General features: G+C 45.1%; 20 protein-coding genes and 1 riboswitch. Of the genes, 13 read left to right on the top strand and 7 right to left on the bottom strand.

Features of this window, described 5'->3' with window-relative positions:
* Positions 1–123 precede the first annotated feature (123 nt).
* A complete protein-coding gene (locus MKY87_RS10380; protein ID WP_340964330.1) occupies positions 124–1,410 on the bottom strand; it encodes a DUF2515 family protein in 1,287 nt (428 codons plus the stop codon).
* A 142-nt stretch (positions 1,411–1,552) separates the two neighbouring features.
* Between MKY87_RS10380 and MKY87_RS10375 the strand changes: the two genes are divergently transcribed.
* The 6 genes from MKY87_RS10375 to MKY87_RS10350 all read left to right on the top strand — a co-directional run bounded on the left by MKY87_RS10375 (position 1,553) and on the right by MKY87_RS10350 (position 7,063).
* Positions 1,553–1,897 carry a thioredoxin family protein gene (locus MKY87_RS10375; RefSeq protein ID WP_017692403.1) on the top strand — a complete coding sequence of 115 codons (345 nt, stop codon included), beginning with the start codon at positions 1,553–1,555 and terminating at the stop codon, positions 1,895–1,897.
* A 299-nt stretch (positions 1,898–2,196) separates the two neighbouring features.
* On the top strand, positions 2,197–3,135 hold the full coding sequence (locus tag MKY87_RS10370) for a COX15/CtaA family protein (protein WP_338588489.1): 939 nt from the start codon (positions 2,197–2,199) through the stop codon (positions 3,133–3,135).
* Between the two features lie 204 nt (positions 3,136–3,339).
* The gene (locus MKY87_RS10365; RefSeq protein ID WP_340964327.1) at positions 3,340–4,056 is read left to right on the top strand and encodes a Cthe_2314 family HEPN domain-containing protein; all 717 of its coding nucleotides are present in this window, start codon (positions 3,340–3,342) and stop codon (positions 4,054–4,056) included.
* A 129-nt stretch (positions 4,057–4,185) separates the two neighbouring features.
* Positions 4,186–4,327, top strand: a riboswitch (SAM riboswitch).
* Positions 4,328–4,453: 126 nt separating this feature from the next.
* Positions 4,454–5,488 (top strand): methionine ABC transporter ATP-binding protein, encoded by a 1,035-nt coding sequence (locus MKY87_RS10360; protein WP_340964324.1) that lies wholly within the window; start codon positions 4,454–4,456, stop codon positions 5,486–5,488.
* Positions 5,489–6,148 (top strand): methionine ABC transporter permease, encoded by a 660-nt coding sequence (locus MKY87_RS10355; protein WP_047841298.1) that lies wholly within the window; start codon positions 5,489–5,491, stop codon positions 6,146–6,148.
* Positions 6,149–6,223: 75 nt separating this feature from the next.
* Entirely contained in the window at positions 6,224–7,063 is an 840-nt protein-coding gene (locus MKY87_RS10350) for a MetQ/NlpA family ABC transporter substrate-binding protein (RefSeq protein ID WP_133387447.1), read from the top strand.
* Positions 7,064–7,198: 135 nt separating this feature from the next.
* On the opposite strand, the gene MKY87_RS10345 is transcribed toward MKY87_RS10350, so the two are convergent.
* Positions 7,199–8,158, bottom strand: a complete 960-nt coding sequence (locus MKY87_RS10345) for a DUF2167 domain-containing protein (RefSeq protein ID WP_340964321.1) — start codon at positions 8,156–8,158, stop codon at positions 7,199–7,201.
* A 212-nt stretch (positions 8,159–8,370) separates the two neighbouring features.
* Here MKY87_RS10345 and MKY87_RS10340 point away from each other — a divergent pair, with 212 nt between their 5' ends.
* Entirely contained in the window at positions 8,371–9,150 is a 780-nt protein-coding gene (locus MKY87_RS10340; RefSeq protein ID WP_340964318.1) for an SDR family oxidoreductase, read from the top strand.
* A gap of 139 nt (positions 9,151–9,289) precedes the next feature.
* Here MKY87_RS10340 and MKY87_RS10335 read toward each other — a convergent pair whose 3' ends face one another.
* Positions 9,290–9,535 (bottom strand): NifU family protein, encoded by a 246-nt coding sequence (locus MKY87_RS10335; protein ID WP_053783253.1) that lies wholly within the window; start codon positions 9,533–9,535, stop codon positions 9,290–9,292.
* A gap of 80 nt (positions 9,536–9,615) precedes the next feature.
* Here MKY87_RS10335 and MKY87_RS10330 point away from each other — a divergent pair, with 80 nt between their 5' ends.
* Positions 9,616–9,870 (top strand): YuzB family protein, encoded by a 255-nt coding sequence (locus MKY87_RS10330; protein ID WP_036605750.1) that lies wholly within the window; start codon positions 9,616–9,618, stop codon positions 9,868–9,870.
* Here the strand turns inward: MKY87_RS10330 and MKY87_RS10325 are convergent.
* On the bottom strand, positions 9,867–10,928 hold the full coding sequence (locus MKY87_RS10325; protein ID WP_036673332.1) for an NAD(P)/FAD-dependent oxidoreductase: 1,062 nt from the start codon (positions 10,926–10,928) through the stop codon (positions 9,867–9,869). The two genes, MKY87_RS10330 and MKY87_RS10325, sit on opposite strands and share 4 nt — an antisense overlap.
* Positions 10,929–11,162: 234 nt before the next feature.
* Positions 11,163–12,269 (bottom strand): aminofutalosine synthase MqnE, encoded by a 1,107-nt coding sequence (mqnE, locus tag MKY87_RS10320; protein ID WP_340964315.1) that lies wholly within the window; start codon positions 12,267–12,269, stop codon positions 11,163–11,165.
* A 671-nt stretch (positions 12,270–12,940) separates the two neighbouring features.
* On the opposite strand from mqnE, the gene MKY87_RS10315 reads away from it, so the two are divergent.
* The 5 genes from MKY87_RS10315 to rarD all read left to right on the top strand — a co-directional run bounded on the left by MKY87_RS10315 (position 12,941) and on the right by rarD (position 16,759).
* Positions 12,941–13,297 (top strand): HesB/IscA family protein, encoded by a 357-nt coding sequence (locus MKY87_RS10315; RefSeq protein WP_062837974.1) that lies wholly within the window; start codon positions 12,941–12,943, stop codon positions 13,295–13,297.
* Positions 13,298–13,521: 224 nt separating this feature from the next.
* Complete coding sequence (locus tag MKY87_RS10310) at positions 13,522–14,163, top strand: NAD(P)-dependent oxidoreductase (protein ID WP_339790476.1); 642 nt, start codon at positions 13,522–13,524, stop codon at positions 14,161–14,163.
* Between the two features lie 251 nt (positions 14,164–14,414).
* Positions 14,415–14,780 (top strand): hypothetical protein, encoded by a 366-nt coding sequence (locus MKY87_RS10305; protein ID WP_340964312.1) that lies wholly within the window; start codon positions 14,415–14,417, stop codon positions 14,778–14,780.
* Between the two features lie 373 nt (positions 14,781–15,153).
* Positions 15,154–15,783, top strand: coding sequence for a hypothetical protein (locus tag MKY87_RS10300; RefSeq protein ID WP_340964310.1), 630 nt, complete (start codon positions 15,154–15,156; stop codon positions 15,781–15,783).
* Positions 15,784–15,880: 97 nt separating this feature from the next.
* Positions 15,881–16,759 (top strand): EamA family transporter RarD, encoded by an 879-nt coding sequence (gene rarD, locus MKY87_RS10295; protein ID WP_249912823.1) that lies wholly within the window; start codon positions 15,881–15,883, stop codon positions 16,757–16,759.
* 534 nt (positions 16,760–17,293) lie between these two features.
* Here rarD and MKY87_RS10290 read toward each other — a convergent pair.
* Positions 17,294–17,749, bottom strand: coding sequence for a hypothetical protein (locus tag MKY87_RS10290; protein ID WP_339789075.1), 456 nt, complete (start codon positions 17,747–17,749; stop codon positions 17,294–17,296).
* Positions 17,750–18,625: 876 nt separating this feature from the next.
* Complete coding sequence (locus MKY87_RS10285) at positions 18,626–19,675, bottom strand: glycoside hydrolase family 53 protein (RefSeq protein WP_445669416.1); 1,050 nt, start codon at positions 19,673–19,675, stop codon at positions 18,626–18,628.
* Positions 19,676–19,884 lie beyond the last annotated feature (209 nt).

Below are 19,884 nucleotides of genomic sequence, written 5' to 3'. Positions count from 1 at the left end.
TGGTCCTGATTTAGCTAAGGCGAGCTGAGCGACTGAACTCGACATTAGCCCAGCAAGCGAGGATTAGCGATACATCGGGGTATCATATCATCCGTCTTTGTCTGCTCTATATGATTTTTAGCATTAGTGTGTGATGGCTTTAGCATCATGAGCCAGTGCTGTTTTCAGCATGCCATACCGGTGTTCGTGACTCATCTCAAACAGCCATGGCCGACGTGGTGCCGTCAGATAACCGAGACAATCCCGAGTCTGAAGCCAGTCATGTCTGGTGATCGGTTCATAAGGCGTGTCCCCCCATACGGAGAGCAGTTCTGGACTATATAATCGTTGCCCTTCTGGAAGCCATTCCTCATCAAGCAGCGCCTGAGCGTATAATGTGTGATCACCCGCCTCGTCTTCACGATCGGTAAACAGCCCAGGCCAATATTCGGCACGCGAGCCACGATGGGGAACCGAACGTGCAAACTCCAACACTTGTGTGTGTACTTGCTCCACGCCAAACAACAGGGCATATAGCCCTTTGCCAAACATGATTCGCTCATCCAGCTTGCCAAAATGTTCAATGACGCGTCCTGCGAGTCCTGCTCCCCGTCCAAGAGGGAAGACGATATGATTCAGACCCGCCAAATTATGCAGATGGAATGCGGGTTTGGAGAGGACTTCTTTTTGAAAATAAGGATGCTGCACCACCCGGCTCTCGATATAGTTCTGCTCATTAATAATTAATGCCACACTAAGCAGTGAACTGCACCGTTCCAGCCAAAAGCGTTCCCAAAACGGCGTCATAAACGCCGATACGTGAAAGTGCGACAAGAGATGGAAACAGCTTCGTCCGATCCGGCGACTGTTCATATACAGCAGAAGCTGTGGATAGGCATCCTGGAAAATGAGTGCATTGCATCGCTCCAGCAGTCGGTACATATGCTCGCGATCGCTTTGATTCTGTAGATTATGCATTAAGTCACTCTGAAGATCTGTCATGTGATATCCGCCGTTGCGAGAGACCATATGGGCCAGCAGTGCCCAATGCAGTTCGGGATATTGTTCATAACATTCCAAGTAGGCTGCCGTGCGGGTGATATTACTCCGATTGTGCTCCTGAGTCAGTGTCTTAATCTCTTCCAGAATGATGCAATCTTCTTCACAGACGAGTGCGCTTTGAACCTGGTCCGTGCGTGCAAAAGACTTGCCGCTGGCAGGTAACAAACGCTCCACCTCAGACTGTAAGGCAGCTGCCGTATCTGTATCCCACTCGATGTCACGCAATGGGTGACGAAGCTGTGCAGAAGCTTGCCATGCCGCCTGTTTGCCACGCCAGATTTCCCGGGCAGCACCCGGAATGGAACGGACCATCTGCAGGAGGGACCCGTGATGTTGTTCGCTGGAAGAATCGGTTCTGGTGGAAGTCATGATGTGACATCCTTTCATGATGTTCTGGGTTTAAATTCACAGAGCATGTGGTTTATTCTAAGTATGCGCTGATTATTTGACTTCCACTCGCCAATTTGCTTCACTTAGGGTAAGACAAGGTACAGAAAGGGAGATGAACCGAATGGAACAGATTACTTCCAAACCGGCTTTTGATGTAGCCATCCAATCCCCACGTTTGACGATTGCCGTATTCAAGGCAGACTGGTGTGGAGACTGCAAATACATCGATCCGTTTATGCCTGAAGTTGAAGAGAAATATGCACGTGAACTGACTTTGATTGAGGTCGACGTGGATCAGGTTGGAACGGTTAGTGAAGAGCAGAATATTCTTGGTATTCCGAGTTTTGTGGCGTATACAGATGGCCGCGAACTCGTACGGTATGTGAACAAGCTGCGCAAGTCGAGAGAAGAGATTGAGCAGTTCCTGGATCGCGCAGTTGAGGTGTACAACACGATCCATAAATGATAATAAAAGTATGACAGGTTCATGTTGTAAAAGGGTATACTTAAAAGAACGCCATTTCTCTTGAAATAGGGAAATGGCGTTTGTGTGTTGGACACGTTCTATGTAAGAAACGTTTCTGTACATAACCCCAATGACCTGCGGGTCATTATTTCACCAGACGTTAACATTTTGTCACAAAGCGCGACGTCAATGAACATTTTATCCGGTATAATGAATTTAGTTGTGAAATAAGTGTCAAAGTACCGAAACAAGCGGAGAATATTCTTCGCCATCTTAAACCAACAGCGGGTGAGAAAAAATTGAAACACTTAACTTTGTTTAAATGGTTAACCGTATTAACCTGTCTTGTCATGTTTCTGGCCACTTTTGGTGGAGGCATCGTAACCAAAACGGAATCAGGCCTTGGCTGCGGAACGGAATGGCCTTTATGTAACGGAAAACTCGTTCCGGCACATACTGTGGCTTCACTTATTGAATATTCCCATCGCGCTGTGAGCGCACTGGCTGGACTGTTGTCCATTGCCTCGTTTGTTGCTTTTCTGCGGTTCGGCAAGTCACGCCGTGATCTGCAATTGTTTTCTTTCTTAACCTTGGTATTTGTTATCGTCCAGGGAATCATGGGGGCTTTTGCCGTTGTCTTCTCCCAATCTTCAGCAGTTATGGCACTGCATTTTGGTTTTGCACTGATTGCTTTTGCCAGTTCCCTAATGATGGCGCTGGGCATCAGGCAAGAAGCAAAAGATGGCGGATTGGAGCGCCTGAATAAATACCCTCGGGTTAGCAGAAAATTCAGGAATCTGGTCTGGTTTTCCACCATTTACACATATCTCGTGGTATACACGGGTGCATTTGTGAGTCACACGGATTCTGCCGGCGGATGTTCCGGATTCCCGCTCTGTAACGGGCAGATTATTCCTGAGCTTTCGGGTGGGGTAGCGGTTGCTTTTGCTCACCGTGCAGCTGCTGCGTCGCTCGTGATTGTTATTGCGATCCTGGGTCACTTCGCTTACCGTAATCATCCGGACAACAAGGAAATGCGTACTCTGGGTGTGGTATCCGTTGTTCTTATTCTGATGCAAGTAGTCATTGGTATTTTCATGATGGTGACAATGAACCGTCCGGAAGTATACATGTTCGTAGCTCTTGCTCATATGCTGGATATCGCCATATTGTTCGGGGTTTTAACCTATATGAGTTTCCTGGTGTACAAGCTGTATCGACCGGTTAATCGGTTCTAAGAGATATATCCATTCTTTATTCAAAGGTAATTGGGCTAAATATGAAAGTCCACCATCCAGTGATGTACATCATTGGACAGGTGGACTTTGTTTGATGTCAGGGGGATCAGGGCAACCTATGGCAAGCAGCAATTACACGGAATGGATGATGTGTTACGTTTACGGTGATGAAATCTTGTTGATTTGGAAAAGAGGAGGTTAGATATGCTGCGAACGTTGCTGGGGGAAAAACCGCGTATCAATGAAGGTAAATTAAAGGCAGCGATGGACGCAATGGCGCATACGCTTGAGCTATTTCAGCGCCAAATGCATGTGGACCGTGATCCCACGCATGACTATCGGAAACTGTATGTGTGGACTCAGGGACTCATCTCCTCACTGGATGAACTGGAGCAAAGCAGTTTCGCTGCTGCTCATTTTCGTAAAAAGGTCGTTGCAGGTTCAACGGATGATATGACGCCGACTGAAAAAGCCGAGTATGCACGGTATGTGTATTTCTACAAAGATGGCTTTATCCGTTGCTTTGCCATCCTGGATAAAGTGGGCACGGTATTAAATGAAATATTCCAGTTGAATACTTCAAATACCAAAGCACATTTTTCTTATTTTACTGTGTTAAGGCAGTTCGACTATGCGAGGGAACATCATGATCTTGCGTTGCAATTAATACAGATCAAGGACTCTTATCGTGAGCCGATGAGCAAGCTGCGCAAACGACGTAATATGGAAATTCACTACATGAACTCAGAAATGCACGATGACCTGTGGCAGTTACACCAGACCATGCAAGGTAAAGTGAAATTGGAGGATCTGAATCAGCATGTGCAGGAAATGCGTCAGGGCGTCGATATGGTCTGTGAAACGTTAACAGCCTCTTATAGTTATATCAACAAAATATGGAAAAGAAATAATTCCCTTTGACAAATCGGAATACTTGGAATATACTGAGTTTCAATCGAATGTTACATGGATATAACTGATATTTCGGAAGTTACGTTCACATTATAAAGCATAAACTACATGAACTTATAAAATCCTACAACAACATATTTCTTATCGAGAGCGGCGGAGGGACAGGCCCGATGAAGCCCGGCAACCGATTTGTAACGACATGATACATGTGTCATTCGTTATAGATGTTAGGTGCTAATTCCTACAAAATGGTGCAAGACACGATTTTGGCAGATGAGAAGGTATATTCTTTCACGTGAAGAGCCCTCTTTGTATCTGCAAAGGGCTCTTTTTTTGTACTTTAAGGGGAGTTTTCCTTTAGATCGGGTAAAGATACATGTAGGTGGTTGGAAAGGGGCAAGTGCGATTGATTGAATTAAAAGGTTTAACGAAAACGTACGGCAAAGGGAAAAAATCTACAACAGCGTTATCCGAGCTGAACTTGAGCATCCAAAAGGGTGAAATCTATGGTGTGATTGGCCATTCCGGAGCTGGTAAAAGCACATTGATTCGCTGCATTAATTTGCTGGAACGGCCTACGGAGGGTGAGGTATGGGTCGACGGAATCAACCTGACTGAACTGAGCAAAACCGAATTGCAGCAACAGAGACGCAAGATCGGGATGATTTTTCAACACTTTAATCTGTTATCTTCGGCAACGGTATATGACAATGTAGCTTTTCCACTAAAGCTTGTGAATACCCCCAAGGAAGCCATTGATCGCAAAGTGAAGGAAATGCTCGCACTGGTTGGTCTGGAGCACCATAGCAGCAAATATCCGGCTCAATTATCAGGTGGACAGAAACAACGTGTAGGGATTGCGAGAGCACTTGCAAGTGATCCAAATGTACTTCTCTGTGATGAGGCTACTTCGGCACTTGATCCGCAAACGACAAATTCAATCCTGAAGTTATTGCTCGATATTAATGAAAAATACAACCTTACGATTGTGCTGATTACACATGAGATGCATGTCATTCAGAACATCTGTGACAAGGTGGCTGTCATTCATCAAGGCGGCATTGTGGAACAGGGACCTGTAACAGAAGTGTTCCTGAAGCCCCAACATGCGATTACGCGAGACTTCATGATGCGTGACCATGAAGCTGGACTTGCTCTGGAAGAGACCGCTCTGGCAAATGCAGGCGTTGAATTGCAGGCAGGTGCTGCTTCCAAACTTGTGAAGATATCTTTTCTGGGTAACAAAACGTATGAAGCGATTTTGTCCAGGACGGTACGTAAGACAGGTGTGGATTTTGCCATCCTGCAAGGAACAATCTCTACGATCAAACAGGTTCCTTATGGACAGCTGACCGTTCGGTTCGAGGGTGATTCCATTGCGATTGATCGGACGATATCAGAATTAACCGCAGAGGGACTTGATGTGGAGGTGCTTCGTTAGATGGATTTTTCAACAGTTCGTTGGGAAGAGGTTGGCAAAGCCTCCATTGAGACACTGCAAATTTTGGGTGTATCAGGCTTGTTCACCGTAATCTTTGGTTTACCGCTCGGAGTTCTGCTGTTCATGACAGCCCGATCTGCTTCGATCAAATCACGGACGGTGTACATTATATTGTCCTTGATTGTTAATATTTTGCGCTCAGTCCCATTTATCATATTGATTGTTGCTCTTATTCCATTCACTCGTTCACTCGTCGGTACTGCTACAGGTGTGTTAGGTGTTATACCACCTTTAGTTATTTCAGCAGCTCCTTACTTTGCTCGATTGGTGGAGACGACGTTGCGAGAAGTTGATCGGGGTGTCATTGAAGCGGCACAGTCGATGGGTGCATCGACCGGACAGATTGTAAGACGGGTATTACTGCCTGAGGCGTTACCTGGTTTGGTTGCTGGGATAACCATTACCATCGTTACGCTTGTCTCTTATACGGCAATGGCGGGCATGGTTGGTGGTGGAGGACTAGGAACGCTGGCAATCAACTATGGGTATTATCGTTATCAAAATGAAATCATGATTATATCCGTAGTGTCGATGATTATTCTAGTGCAAATTCTCCAGATGGCTGGAGATCGCTTGGTTACATTTTTCACCAGGAAATAACACATAGATAACATGATGGTCATGCAATCACGCGGATGCCACATGAAAAAAATGATTAGAGAAGGGGTTTTACACATGAAAAAATGGTCATTTGCTCTACTTAGTCTTATGTTGATTGCGGTTCTCGCAGCTTGCGGAAACAACAAGGACGCCGATAGCGGCGCAGACAATTCAGCAGGCGCACCACGTACAGTTGAATTGAAAGTTGGAGCTTCACCTACACCACACGCAGAGATTCTGGAAAGCATCAAGCCTGAACTGGAAGCACAAGGAATTCGTTTGCAAGTCGTTACGTTTAATGACTATGTACAACCTAACCAGCAACTTGCTGACAAAAAATTGGATGCAAACTTTTTCCAGCATCAGCCTTATTTGGACACAGAGAATAAAGAACGTGGATTCAACCTCGTTTCTGTAACACCTGTTCATGTTGAACCTTTTGGCGGCTACTCCAAGAAGATTAAGTCTTTGGATGAATTGGCAGACGGCGCAAAAGTAGCGATTCCGAATGACCCATCCAATGGTGGACGTGCACTGTTGCTGCTCGCGAAGGAAGGTATTATTACGCTGAAAGACAACACAAATATTACATCTACGATTCAAGACATCACAGCCAATCCGAAGAACCTGGATATCATCGAGCTGGATGCAGCTATGATGCCTCGTCAATTGGATGAAGCAGATCTGGTATTCATCAACGCCAACTATGCGCTTGAAGCAAACCTGAATCCGGCAAATGATGCTTTGCTGATCGAAGATCTGCAAGGTAACCCATACGCAAACATCCTCGTTTCCCGTGAGGACAATAAGGATTCAGATGCCATTCAGAAACTGGCTGCTGCCTTGCACTCCGAAGAAGTGAAAACATTCATCAAAGAGCGTTATAAAGGTGCAGTTGAACCTGCAACTGAATAATTCACGATATGTATGATATGATGTGAAGTTTGTAAGAAATAAAGAAATAAAGAAATAAGCCGTATATCTCTTGAGAAGAGATATACGGCTTATTTTATGTTTCCTAATCTGTGCTGACGCGGGGATCAACATAGGTCAAAGTTTTTCCGGTTTATCCACGTCAGATGGATGTCCAGATTGGCGGTAGTAGGATAATTCATTCTGATCAGCATACTGCTGTTCATCCGCTTCTTGCAGGTACGTCCTCTCGGAGGGAGAGAGTGTTTCTTCTTCTCCGTGTGAGCTTTTGATTCTGTATCTGATCCAACCGATCAGCCCAAGGACGACAACGAGGATCAAAGCCCATCCTTTTTTAAGCAAAAGAAGAGCACTGAATTTCTGGGAAGCAGTGTACCCGATCCCGCCCATCAAAAGACTGTTGAGCCCTATGGTGGATGTTTTGTCAGTCGAAGCATTGTACTCCTCGTAGGTATATCCAGCATTGATGCTAAGTTGATTAAGGACTGTTTCCTCGAATGCCTGGCGGCTTTGTTGAAAGTTGGTCGTATCTGTAACCAGAATGGCTGTGATGTACCCTTCACGTGTCAGGAGTTTTACATTGTAATTGACCATGGCTTGCTGATCAGCATTCTTAAAGCCGAGGGAGTAAACCAACTGATGTTTGGTACTGTCATATGCCGGTTCGATTTCCCACCCCGTTATGTACGTTCTATATTCAGGATCAAGTTCTCTGTTATCTTCTTCTGTGCCTCGGATATAACTGCTTAACAGTTCTTCGGCACTCAGATTTTGATCGTCATCATGGATATGACCCGTCTTCACGTATTCAAACACAACATACCACGAGCCGAATTCGCTATTACTGGTTAGACTTCCGATTTCGTTCCCGTTAGGCTTGCCCCCGCTGTTAAGTATCGAGCGTTGAGTGTTGGCCTTATCCAGATAGGAATGGCTTTCAGGGACTTCCAGGGTGGCCTTACCGTCCAGAGAGACAGATGCTGGTCCAGTAATCCAATCGTACTCATCAGGTGCTTGCTCATTCTCACTTGCGGCTGAAACCTGTAAGGCACTAGAGACTGTGAATAAACTCAACATTAAAAGTGTAAGAAATGATATCCATCTTTTGTTCTTCATATTCGTGTAAAGGTCCTTTCGGGTTATATCCTCGACAGTACCATAGGTGTTTGATTTCAATCAAGATATATTTGGAATTAAAGGTGGATAATCCCTTGTGGATAAGCGAGTTGTAGGAGGACGATAAATCTTTTATACTGGATAGTGACTGCTCTTTGAAGAGGGGGATGAACGTGAAGGGAAAGATTGCCCTCATAACGGGAAGTGCCAAAGGTCTTGGTAAAATGACGGCCCTCAGTCTGGCAGATCAAGGGTGTCATATTGCCCTCAACTATGTACACAGCAGAACAGAAGCTGAGGCTTTAAAGGCTCAGATTATAGCCAAGGGTGTGCGGTGCATTGCCATCCAGGCTGATATATCCAAGGTGGAAGATATCTCTTCATTGGTTGAGCAGGTGGAAGGCAACTTGGGCAGCATTGATATTTTGGTGAATAACGCAGGTCCATTTGTCCGTGAACGACGATTATTTGCGGATTATTCTGAAGCTGAGGTCCAGATGCTTGTGCAGGGAAATCTGTTGGGACCGATGTTGCTGGATCAGCGTGTATTGCCAGAGATGAGACGCAAGCAATGGGGACGCATTATCCATTTTGGCTTCAGTCACGCTGGAGAAGCGAGATCCTGGCCTCATCGCGCCGTATATGCGGCTGCCAAGGTGGGGCTGGTATCTTTTACAAAGACACTCGCGGTTGAAGAAGCCCCGTATGGAATTACGGTTAACATGGTATGTCCAGGTGACATTCGTGGTGCGAACAAAGAGAAAACGATTGAAGAAATGGCAGGCATCACCGACGAGGAAACGCCAAGAGGGCGTCCAGGCAGTGGTGAAGATATTGCACGAGTGATTACGTATCTGTGTCTTGATCATTCCGATTTTATAACAGGTAACATTATGGATGTATCTGGGGGGCTTGATCCGATTCGTCCAACCATACAGCGCGATGATACTTAAAAGGTGAATTGAAGGATTGTACGTGGTGACGGGTCAAGGTGACTGTGAACATGGACTCTCTGCATATACACACAGAAAAAAGAGCCCTCCGCTTCATGCGAAGCGAAAGGCTCTTGAGGTTTATTTCGTGAAGGATTGATTAGAATACTTGTACGACTTCTTGTACACCCTCAACTTCTTCGAGAAGGGCACGTTCAATCCCGGCTTTTAAGGTAATGGTGGAGCTTGGGCAACTGCCGCAGGCACCGACCAGTTTCAGCTTAATGATGCCGTCCTCCACGTCGACCAGTTCCACGTCACCGCCATCGCGCTGCAGGAACGGACGAAGTTTATCAAGCACATCAGATACCTCATCATACATGGTGCTTTGTGCGTTTTCGCTCATATTGTTCAACTCCTTTCCTTCCTATATTATATTACAAATGGCCACAAATTAAAATGGTCAAACAAAGCAGGTGAACTTAAATGAGACCGATTATTGAATTTTGTGCCAATAATATGCATTTTGGCACAGATGAAGTCATGGATCAACTGGAAGAAAATCCAGACTATGACGTGATTGAATACGGCTGCCTAACCAACTGCGGCCAATGTTCTATGACTCCATTTGCACTGGTGAATGGCGAAGTTGTCATCACGGACAAAGTGGAAGATCTATATAATGCCATTCTGGCCAAAATTGCCGAAGCCGATGTCTGGGACGAGCTCGATCTCGACTAACCGAGATGGCGCTTGGACATCCAGAGCACACCACTTTTCAATATACGAGGTACACGTCCCATCATGGACGTTTTGCCCATCAGCCCAAACCCAGACTTCTTGCCGAGTGCACCGAGTGTGCCACGAAGCTTTAGTGGATGTGGATTGGGCTTTTCGCCTTTCCAGAGGGCATGCTGAATATGGGCGATCTGCTCACCCTGTACTTCCGCAGCTTGACCGCTAGGTGCATAAGGGACACTGGCACAGTCACCAACGACATACACATCGGTATATTCCGGGATTTGGTAGTATTCATTCAGGACGACACGACCTTGAGGGTCTTTGGTCACGTCCAGATCCTGTACCACTTTTACGGGCTGAATGCCTGCAGTCCACACGACAGCATCCGTTAGAATCTGTTCATCCCGGTTATAGATGGCATTAGGTTCAACACGTGAAATGGCGATATGTCCGCGTGTCTCTACCTGATGTTCGTTGAACCATTCATGGACATACACGGACAGACGTTGCGGGAAAGCGGATAATACACGTTCACCGCGATCCAGAATGCTGATGTTTAGATCGGGTCTGCTCTCACGAAGTTCGGCTGCCATCTCGACACCACTTAATCCGCCGCCTACGATATGCACATTGCCATAGGCTTTGACTTCATTAAGGCGCAGGTAAGTCTCGCGTGTTTTGCTAAAGCTTTGAATGGTGCAGCTGTAGTCTTCGGCACCTGGCGTATTGTGGAAACGGTCTGTACAACCAAGTCCAATGACAAGTTTGTCGTAAACAAGCGGGTCTTGGCCTTCAAATTCAATCTGACGCTGTTCCAGGTCAATCGAAGTAACTTCTCCATAACGGTAAGTGACTTTATCGCTCACGGGAAATTGGATACGCAGGTCATAATCGGATACGGTGCCTGCTGCGAGTGCGTAATATTCTGTCTTTAATCCTTGGAAGGGGCTGCGGTCCACCAAAATAATTTGTGTATCGGATGGAATTTTACCTTCCAGAAGTTCCTTGATGATGGTGAGGCCGCCATAGCCGCCTCCAAGAATGACGAAATTTTTCATGACTCGGCTTCCTTTCTGCATCAGTCCCACTGAAATGGGGCTGTAACCTGTGGAGCAGCTATGTAATAACATAGCTGCTCCTTTTGTTTGGATTTGAATTATTGAAAAATAGACATTGAAAATTGAAGATATAAATCAGCAGTTTGCACCACTCGAATTCAAACGTCTCTCTATAATGAAAGTAGCGTCCTGGAGTGATGCTGGTGCAATATAGTTATAGATGGTGTTAATTTACTATTCGTACACTTCAATTTCATTGTAGAACGTATCACGTTCTACCGGAATACGTCCTGCACCTTTAATTAGCCAAATGAGCTCTTTGCGGGTGAGGCCTTCAGGCGTTAGTGCACCTGCTGCATGACTAATTCGTTCGCGAACGATCGTGCCATGTGCATCCGAAGCACCGAATCCAAGGGCGACTTGAGCCAGTTGAGGACCGATGTTGATGAAGTAGGCTTTGATATGATCGATGTTATCCAGCATCAAACGGCTGATCGCAATTGTTTTGAGATCCTCATAGGCCGAGTTACGACGCATAATGCTCGCGTTTTTACTTTTTGGCTGCATGGAAAGCGGGATAAAGACCATGAATCCGTTGGTCTCGTCTTGCAATTCACGAATCTGCGCCATATGGTTAACGCGGTCCTCATAGGATTCAATCGATCCATACAACATCGTAGTATGCGTACGCATGCCCAGGTTATGAGCTGTGCGGTGCACCTCGAGATAACGATCCACGTTCGCTTTGTCTACACGCATTTTTTTGCGATATTCATCCGACAAAATCTCAGCGCCGCCGCCAGTCAATGTTTTCAGACCTGCTTTTTGGAGCTCCTGTAGAACTTCCTTAATACTGAGTCCGCTGATGCGAGTGAAGAAATCAATCTCGGCTGCCGTGTAGGCTTTCAGTGTAACATCCGGATATTTCTCGTTTAAAGCACGCAGGGAATCGACATAATATTGAAAAGGAACATGGTTATTATGTCCGCCTACAATATGGAACTCACGTACGCCCGGATGAATATGCTGTTCCACATAATCGATCATTTCCTGACCGGATAATGTGTAAGAGCCATCTTCACCCTGGTCTTTGCGGAAATTACAAAAAGCGCAGCGAGCTTCGCATACGTTTGTAAAATAAAGACTCATGTTTTCAATGAAATACACTTTCTTACCATTCTTCCGCAGGTTGGCCTCATTGGCCAACTGGCCCAAAGTCAGCAGATCATCTGTTTCATACAGATATACGCCGTCTTCTACGTTCAGCCTTACGCCGTTCTGCACTTTCTCAACGATTTCAGCCATTCTTTTGTCTGTGAACGGTGTTACCAATGTAGACATACTGTTTCCTCCTGTTCTTAACCGGATTTGAGTTGTGTGTAGGATCTGCATACAGAACTACATAGCAAAGATGCGGTCAACTGCCGCCTTCTTATAAGGAATAACTCTTATTTACCCGGTGCAGCGTGTGCTGCATATGAAAGCTAAATTTTTTCAAAAAATGGAGTCTGATGACTCATATATGCATTGGGGACTGCGTTGCAGTCTCGAAATGTGAAAAAAATTACAACTCCAATTATGACCATCGTCTGAATAAGTCATGACAAAATATCGACATTTCAGTGTGACCACCTATTCATTATAAACCTCGTATCGCGGGGGTTCAATACACTGGGAAGAAAAAGGAGTAGAGGGGGAACGCGGAAAGAGGCAAACATGACTTGAGACCCTTGACGGGGTGGAGTATAATTTAAAGAAGAGTTAATGAAAGGTAGTTCAAAAAGTCCGCTTTTGATTACGAAGGATGCCTAGCGGCATCTCAGCGTCGAATATGGGATTCAGCCGAAATAAGCGGGAGGCTTACGATGTATGTTTCCTTTGGAAACATTGTAGTTGCTCACGTAGTTTTGCATACGCTCCGCTACTCCGTTTCTATCTTCATCCCATCTTCTTGGTACTGAAAAGCGCCCTTTTTGAACATGATTTTATATGAAAAAGGAGAGTGACCTGGCATGATTAACATCAGCGAAACGGCTGCTGACAGATTGAAAGAGATGCTTGCACAGCAAGAGACACCTGGTATGTTCCTGCGTCTTGGCGTAGCACCGGGCGGTTGCACCGGATTTTCGTACGCCATGGGCTTTGACGATAAAGAGTCCGATGAGGACCTGTATATGGATATTCAGAACATGAAGGTTGTAGTCGAGAAGGAAAACCTGAAATATCTGAATGGACTTGAAATTGATTTTGAAGAGTCCGGTATGACGGGTGGGTTCACCATCCATAATCCGAACGCAGTAGCCACTTGTGGTTGTGGATCTTCTTTCCGTACGAAGGAAGATGCGGGTGTGCCTGATAAGGATTGTTAAGAAACTGAGTTGTACAGCGGTTTCCCAATTCTGTTTTGAAATAAGCAGTTTGCAATCCCTTTAATAGATAGCCTCTGAATTGTATCCGTTTTGCACGGGCATGATATCAGGGGCTTTTTTGCGTGTACTGATTGTGCATGGTTGACAAACTTAGTTGTAACAATTATAGTTACAATATAAAGTTCAAACATAAACAATATCGATAATTTAAAGGAGAGATCATGATGAACATTGCAATCATTGGTGCAACAGGCAAAGCAGGAAGTGTAATTTTGAAAGAAGCAGCAGACAGAGGTCATAAAGTAACGGCAATCGTTCGTAATGCATCCAAATTGGAAGATAAAAGCCTGAATACGCTGGAGAAAGATGTATTCGATCTTACAGCTGAAGATCTTAAAGCATTCGATGTGGTTGTAAATGCATTTGGTGCTCCAGCTGGTAAAGAAAACCTGCATGTGGAAGTAGGACAAGCGTTGATCAACATCCTGAAGGATGCACCAAACACTCGTCTGATCGTGGTGGGTGGAGCAGGAAGCCTGTTCACAGACGATTCCAAAACATTGCGTGTCTTTGAATCCCCAGGATTCCCTGATGCTTACAAAGCAACTGCAACGAACCAAGGCCAAAACTTGCAGGATCTGCAAGCATCCTCAGGTATTCAATGGACATTCTTGAGCCCGGCTGGATTCTTTAATCCAGAAGGCGTACGCACTGGAAAATATCAAGCAGGCAACGACGTTATTCTCGTGAACAGTGAAGGTAACAGCTATATCAGCTATGCAGACTATGCGATTGCTTTGGTTGATGAGATCGAAAATCCACAACACAAAAATGAGCGCTTTACCGTTGTTGGCGAAGTGAAGTAACACTTTCAAATAATAATATGTAATATACAAACGGACGCTGATCTCCACAGATCGGCGTTCGTTTTTTATATTTTCGAAGAGAGAAGTTCTGCAATAACGTTAGACAGATTAGATGATTATCGTTCAACTTCGGACCCCATGATTCTATGTTATATTATTCTAAATATGGAATTCGACTACGATTATATGGAAGGTCAACTTCTTTTAATCGGATTTTCTGCGAGTTCAAAAGTATAAGGGAGTGAACAGTTGTGAAGATGTATTCTAATGGAGTTATACTATTGATCTTTGTGGTTTTTATGATGAATGAATCGAGTGGTTCAGGGTTATCCCAATATCCAAACGTTAAAAATGCGCTGAATCAAATTCACATCACTTCTCTTTATCCGAAAAATAAGAATGGACAGACATATGGTTCTGCCGCATATGCGACTTCTCCAGAAACGGAACCTGATTTAATCTTGGCTACTGGTGCGGATGGTACAGACGGATATCTGCTGAAAAAAGACATGGATGGCCAGCAACCAAAAACACCTGAAGAAGCTATTGCGATACAGAACAGCAGATCACCAGACGATGGGATATTCCACTGTATGACAAGGATGGTGAAACCGTAATTGGTGTGTTTCATGTTGGAGGAAAGTGAAAGTAACTCAAATGGAATCTAATGTGACGCTACCATACATAAACGATTCTTTTCTGAATGGCTTCCTACTACAGGATATGAACAGGTCGACGGAATGGAATTTGAAATTACTGGAGTTAAAGATGGACTGAATTTTGTTGAGCTATGGTTTGCTGTAAGAAAAATATCTTAGTTTTATTTCTTTTAGATTATTCTTGAATGGTAACTTAATAAAGACAAATGGAGCAACCAACTGTGTCCGATTGGTTGCTTCGTTGTTCATTCTCCTAACGGCAAGGGGAAATGCAACATTTTTCCTGTTAAAGAGGTCAATAAAGTGTACGAAATAACATTATGAGAAGAAGGTGGAAAAACTGAAGCTTCGTATAATCACGTTAATTTTTTTTATATCTAGCGTGTTCTTTATCTCAAATGCACAAGATGTTAACGCTTTGTCATGTGTAGAATCGGGAAGTCCCCAAGAACAGTTAGAAATATATGATGGAGCTGTTTATGGTGAAGTAAAGCAATTAAAGGTTGACTTGAAGCAAGAGGGATTTACGGGGACCAAAGAGAAAATTAGATATATTTTAGTAGAGGCTGAGAGGAGTTGGAATACTGAAGTTGACTCTCAACTCATTATTGCAACTAACTACACTTGGGGGTTTGATTTTAAGGAAGGCAACAAATACTTAATATACTTTAGCGAAGTGGATGGCGAGTTAAGCAGTAGTCCGTGCAGTGTGACTACCGAAATGAATAATCTTAATCAAGCAACTGAACTATTCGGGGAAGGATATCCACCAAAACAACAAGTAAACTTAGAACACAAAATGTGGTTTATGTTTGAGCAAGATATTGATTTATATATCATAGGTGTAGTTGTATTTGCGGTGATTTTTATCCTTTTTATGAGAGTAAGAAAGAAAAGCGCAAAGTATAATTTGGTTGCGCTAAGCGGGGAATTTTGCTCAAAGAAAAGTCGTTTGAACTAGGAATGGATTCCTGTATGACCTATTACCCCCTTTACTTAAACGAGGATCGAGGCGTATAATCCGTTGAGATATTAGAGTAATAAGAGGGGATACAGTTATGAATAGTGGATTAATCAACGCGATCATTGCGTATATCATGTGGGGAGTTCTCCCGCTGTATTGGAAGTTGTTTGAAAATGTACCGGCAGGCGAGATTTTATCGCACCGGGTTGTCTGGTCATTTGTCTTTATGGGGATTTTCGTTGCCGTCCAACGTCGTTGGAGTGACATGAAGCGCATTTTGACCAGTCGTTCGACCCTGCTGTCCCTTACCGCGAGTGGGCTGCTAATTGCTATTAATTGGCTTATCTTCATCTGGGCGGTTAACAACGGTCATGTCGTTGAGACAAGTCTGGGCTATTATTTAAACCCGTTGCTGAACGTGTTACTGGCAGTTGTCTTCCTTCATGAAAAGCCAAACCGTGGACAATGGCTCGCGATTGCCATCGCTGGTGTCGCGGTGCTTATCATTGCCATCGACTACGGACGTTTCCCATGGGTTGCGATCTCACTGGCCGTGTCTTTTGGCTTGTACGGTCTGGCAAAGAAGAAGATCAAACAAGACGCTTCAGTGGGGTTGTTTTCGGAGACAGCTGTAGTTCTGCCCGTCGCACTCGGCTACTGGATCTACTTGGCTTTCGTTGGAAAAGCCACGGCATGGACTCTGCCTGCACCGATGTTCTTCGAACTGCTGCTTTCCGGTGTGGTGACGGCGTTGCCGCTGCTGTTCTTTGCACGGGCGGCTGCTCGAATGTCGTTGTCCACACTAGGCTTCGTACAGTATATTGGGCCGACAATCATGCTGATCCTGAGTGTGTTTGTGTTCAAGGAAACGGTCTCGCCAGTTCTGCTCGTTGGTTTCGCGCTGATCTGGACAGCGCTTATCGTATACGCTGCCGCATCAATGCGTGCTACGAGACTTGCTAAGGTAAGCTGAACAGATGTATCTGAATCGTTATAAATGCCCTGCCCGCCTATGAGGTGGACAGGGCATTTATACGTTTATGAAGAAAAGATAAGATAGCCCAGCAAAACTAAAAAGGCAGCTGATCAACGTTGTGGTAAAATACAGGAGTACTAATCAAAAATAGTAATAAGAAAATGAGGAGGCAACAGATATATGATGGTCAATGACCTGTACCGTAAACGTGGTTGGTTCTTTTTAAAGAATGATGTAGTTCAGACACTATTTCAGTTTTCTATTTCAGCGATAATTGGTGTTATATACGGGGTTATGCTCGTCAACGAGACGATAGGTGGGCTTATTAATAAATTGCTCCCGAGCACGGATGGTCCGGATCTTCATTTATATCTGCCCGTTGTGATAACGGTGTTCATCTACTCGTGTTTTATTCAGAAGAGACAACGGATTTTACTTGAAAAAATCTCATTTAGTTGTCTCCATATTTTTGTTGCCCTACTAGGCTGTGTTTCTTCAGTTATTGTGTTATTGGTGTTCTAATCCAAATTCCTACGTATCCACACCTTCAGCCCCATCAACTGCATCAATCACACCGACAGCCAGTGTTGTTACCGCAGCAGCAGCTAAAAGATTCTTGGCACCAAGCTTGACTCTGTCCTTATCTTCCTCTTGCATGCCCACAACAACATCTTTACCGCTGTTATATACATACTTGGCTGATATCGCTACACCTTTTGCGGTATTGGTTACAGCACCTCCAATATCGGCAAGTCCCGCGTCTATGGCGGTATCATCTTTTCGAATTGCACCACTGGCAAGATCATATGTGCCACTAGCCAGTTGTCCAACGGTTTTGCCTGTATTAATCGTTGCTTTCTCTACGCCGTTTCCGATTTCTTTGATAAAGGGGCTTCCTGCGATCTCACCAACAACCCTCACGCTGCCGCCGATTACTTTCCCGGTAACTTCCCCAGCTAACTGACCTAGCCCTTTTAAAAAACTCATCCTTATGCCTCCTCTCCTATAAAAAATTGATCCTGTGTCATCTCAATAAACTTATTATATTCATATGTAAGCCAAAAGAACATCAGTCTACAGCCCGAGTGGTGCACCCCTCCTCGATTGATCGCGACACGCTTTAGAAGTTCCACAAGGAGCAGCAACGTAGTGAAGGGGGCGGAATCGATTCTGAAGAAGCGAAGCGTACGCCTTTATCCCCGGATTTTCCTTATCAGGGGAATTCATAAAATCTGGGGATAACAGCGATCATAAGAACGATCCGCCACCGGAACGCCACCACGCGGCCCCCTCAACGCACTTCATCGCCAAAAGGCGCTCATCCCACCGGGAACAGCGCCTCAAGCCCTTGTTTTACCTTGCTACCTAATCCATTTGACTACACACGGTTTTAGAAGTGCCTCAAGGAGCAGCAACGTAGTGGAGGGGGCGGAATCGATTCTGAAGAAGCGGAGCGTGCGCCTTTATCCCCGGATTTTCCCCTTATCAGGGGAATTCATAAAATCTGGGGATAACAGCGATCATAAGAACGATCCGCCCCCGGAACGCCCACCATGCTACGCCCTTAACGCACCTCATCGCCAAAAGGCGCTACTCCCACCGGGAACAGCGCCTCAAGCCCTTCTGTTACCTTACTACTAATCATTTGACTACACACGGTTTTAGAAGTGTCTCAAGGAGCAGCAACGTAGTGGAGGGGGCGGAATCGATTCTGAAGAAGCGGAGCGTTCGCCTTTATCCCCGGATTTTCCCCTTATCAGGGGAATTCATAAAAATCTGGGGATAACAGGGATCATAAGAACGATCCGCCACCGGAACGCCCACCACGCTGCCCCCCAAAGCCCGCACTTCTACCCACCGTACCTAGTCAATAAATCCTTCCATGACAGCCGTTGGCATCATATTGGATTGCCATGCGCCTTTGCCGTAGCCGCCGTTGTATCCTGGTGTAGCCTGAGGCTCCCAGTAGAATACACCTTTACCTTTGCCATTTGGCAGATTGCGGATTTGGTTTTTCATCGCGGCAACAAAACTTTTACCAGCTGCAGCCTGATTATTGTCCATGCCAATTTCGGAGATGATGATCTCTTTGCCATAACGGTTGATCATATCCTTGGCGTTGTTTACCGTATTTGTAACAGCGGTGTTCCAGCCGGAAGCTGAAGGATAGAGGGACATGGCAATCATGTCAAAGTTAGCTCCGTTGTTAATCAGACCACCAATATTCCATACATAGAGGGCGTTATCATCTCCACCTGCCAGATGCACAATGGTTTTGGTGCCGCTGCTCAGGGATTTCACTGCGTTATGGCCTGTATTCACCAGCCACGCATAGTTTTTCATGTTGGTGGATGCTTTACCATCTTCCCATAACATGCCGTTGCTTGTTTCATTACCGATCTGTACCCAGTCTGGGGTAACGCCTTTGCTTTGCATCGCTGTCATCACATCACGAGTGTGGTTCCATACCGCATCCATGAGCTGTTGGAACGTATAGTTTTTCCAGGCAGCAGGTTTGGTTTGCTGACCAGGGTCTGCCCAGGAATCGCTGTAGTGCAGGGTAAGCATTACACTCATGCCGGCATTCTTGGCACGTTGTGCGAGTGTAGCCGCACGATCCTTATTCATGTAACCGTTCCCATAATCATTCGAAGGATTAACAAAGACCCGAATGCGAACGGAGTTGATCTGATAGTCGTTTTTCAAAATATCAATGATGTCACGCTGTACCCCGTTTTTATCTTTCCATTTGTAACCTTGGGCTTCCATTCCGGGAACCCAACTGATGTCAGCTCCTTTGGCGAAACTTGGTGCTGCGCTGGCATGCTGACCTGCGGGCAACATGATGGAGGTGAATAACAAAACAAAAGCCAACATGATGGATGTCTTGAGACCCCTTACATTTTTGAACATTACAAGATGCCTCCTCGGATTTAGGTTGAGTTGCATCCTAATTATAGCCATCCTGGTTTGCTCTACTAAAGGGTCCATTTCCAATATTTTGGGTGTTTTCTCAACCTCTCTACAGAAAAAAGAGAAAACAAAAAGCCGTCCGAAGACGGCTTTTCTACCCGTGGCGCTTTTTGAAACATTGATCCGTATCCCGCGCCTCCACCAGACTC

This window comes from Paenibacillus sp. FSL R7-0198 (assembly GCF_038000415.1).
GTDB lineage: Bacteria > Bacillota > Bacilli > Paenibacillales > Paenibacillaceae > Paenibacillus.
Note: the sequence above shows the minus strand (reverse complement) of the source record. Positions and strands in the feature narration are given on the sequence as shown.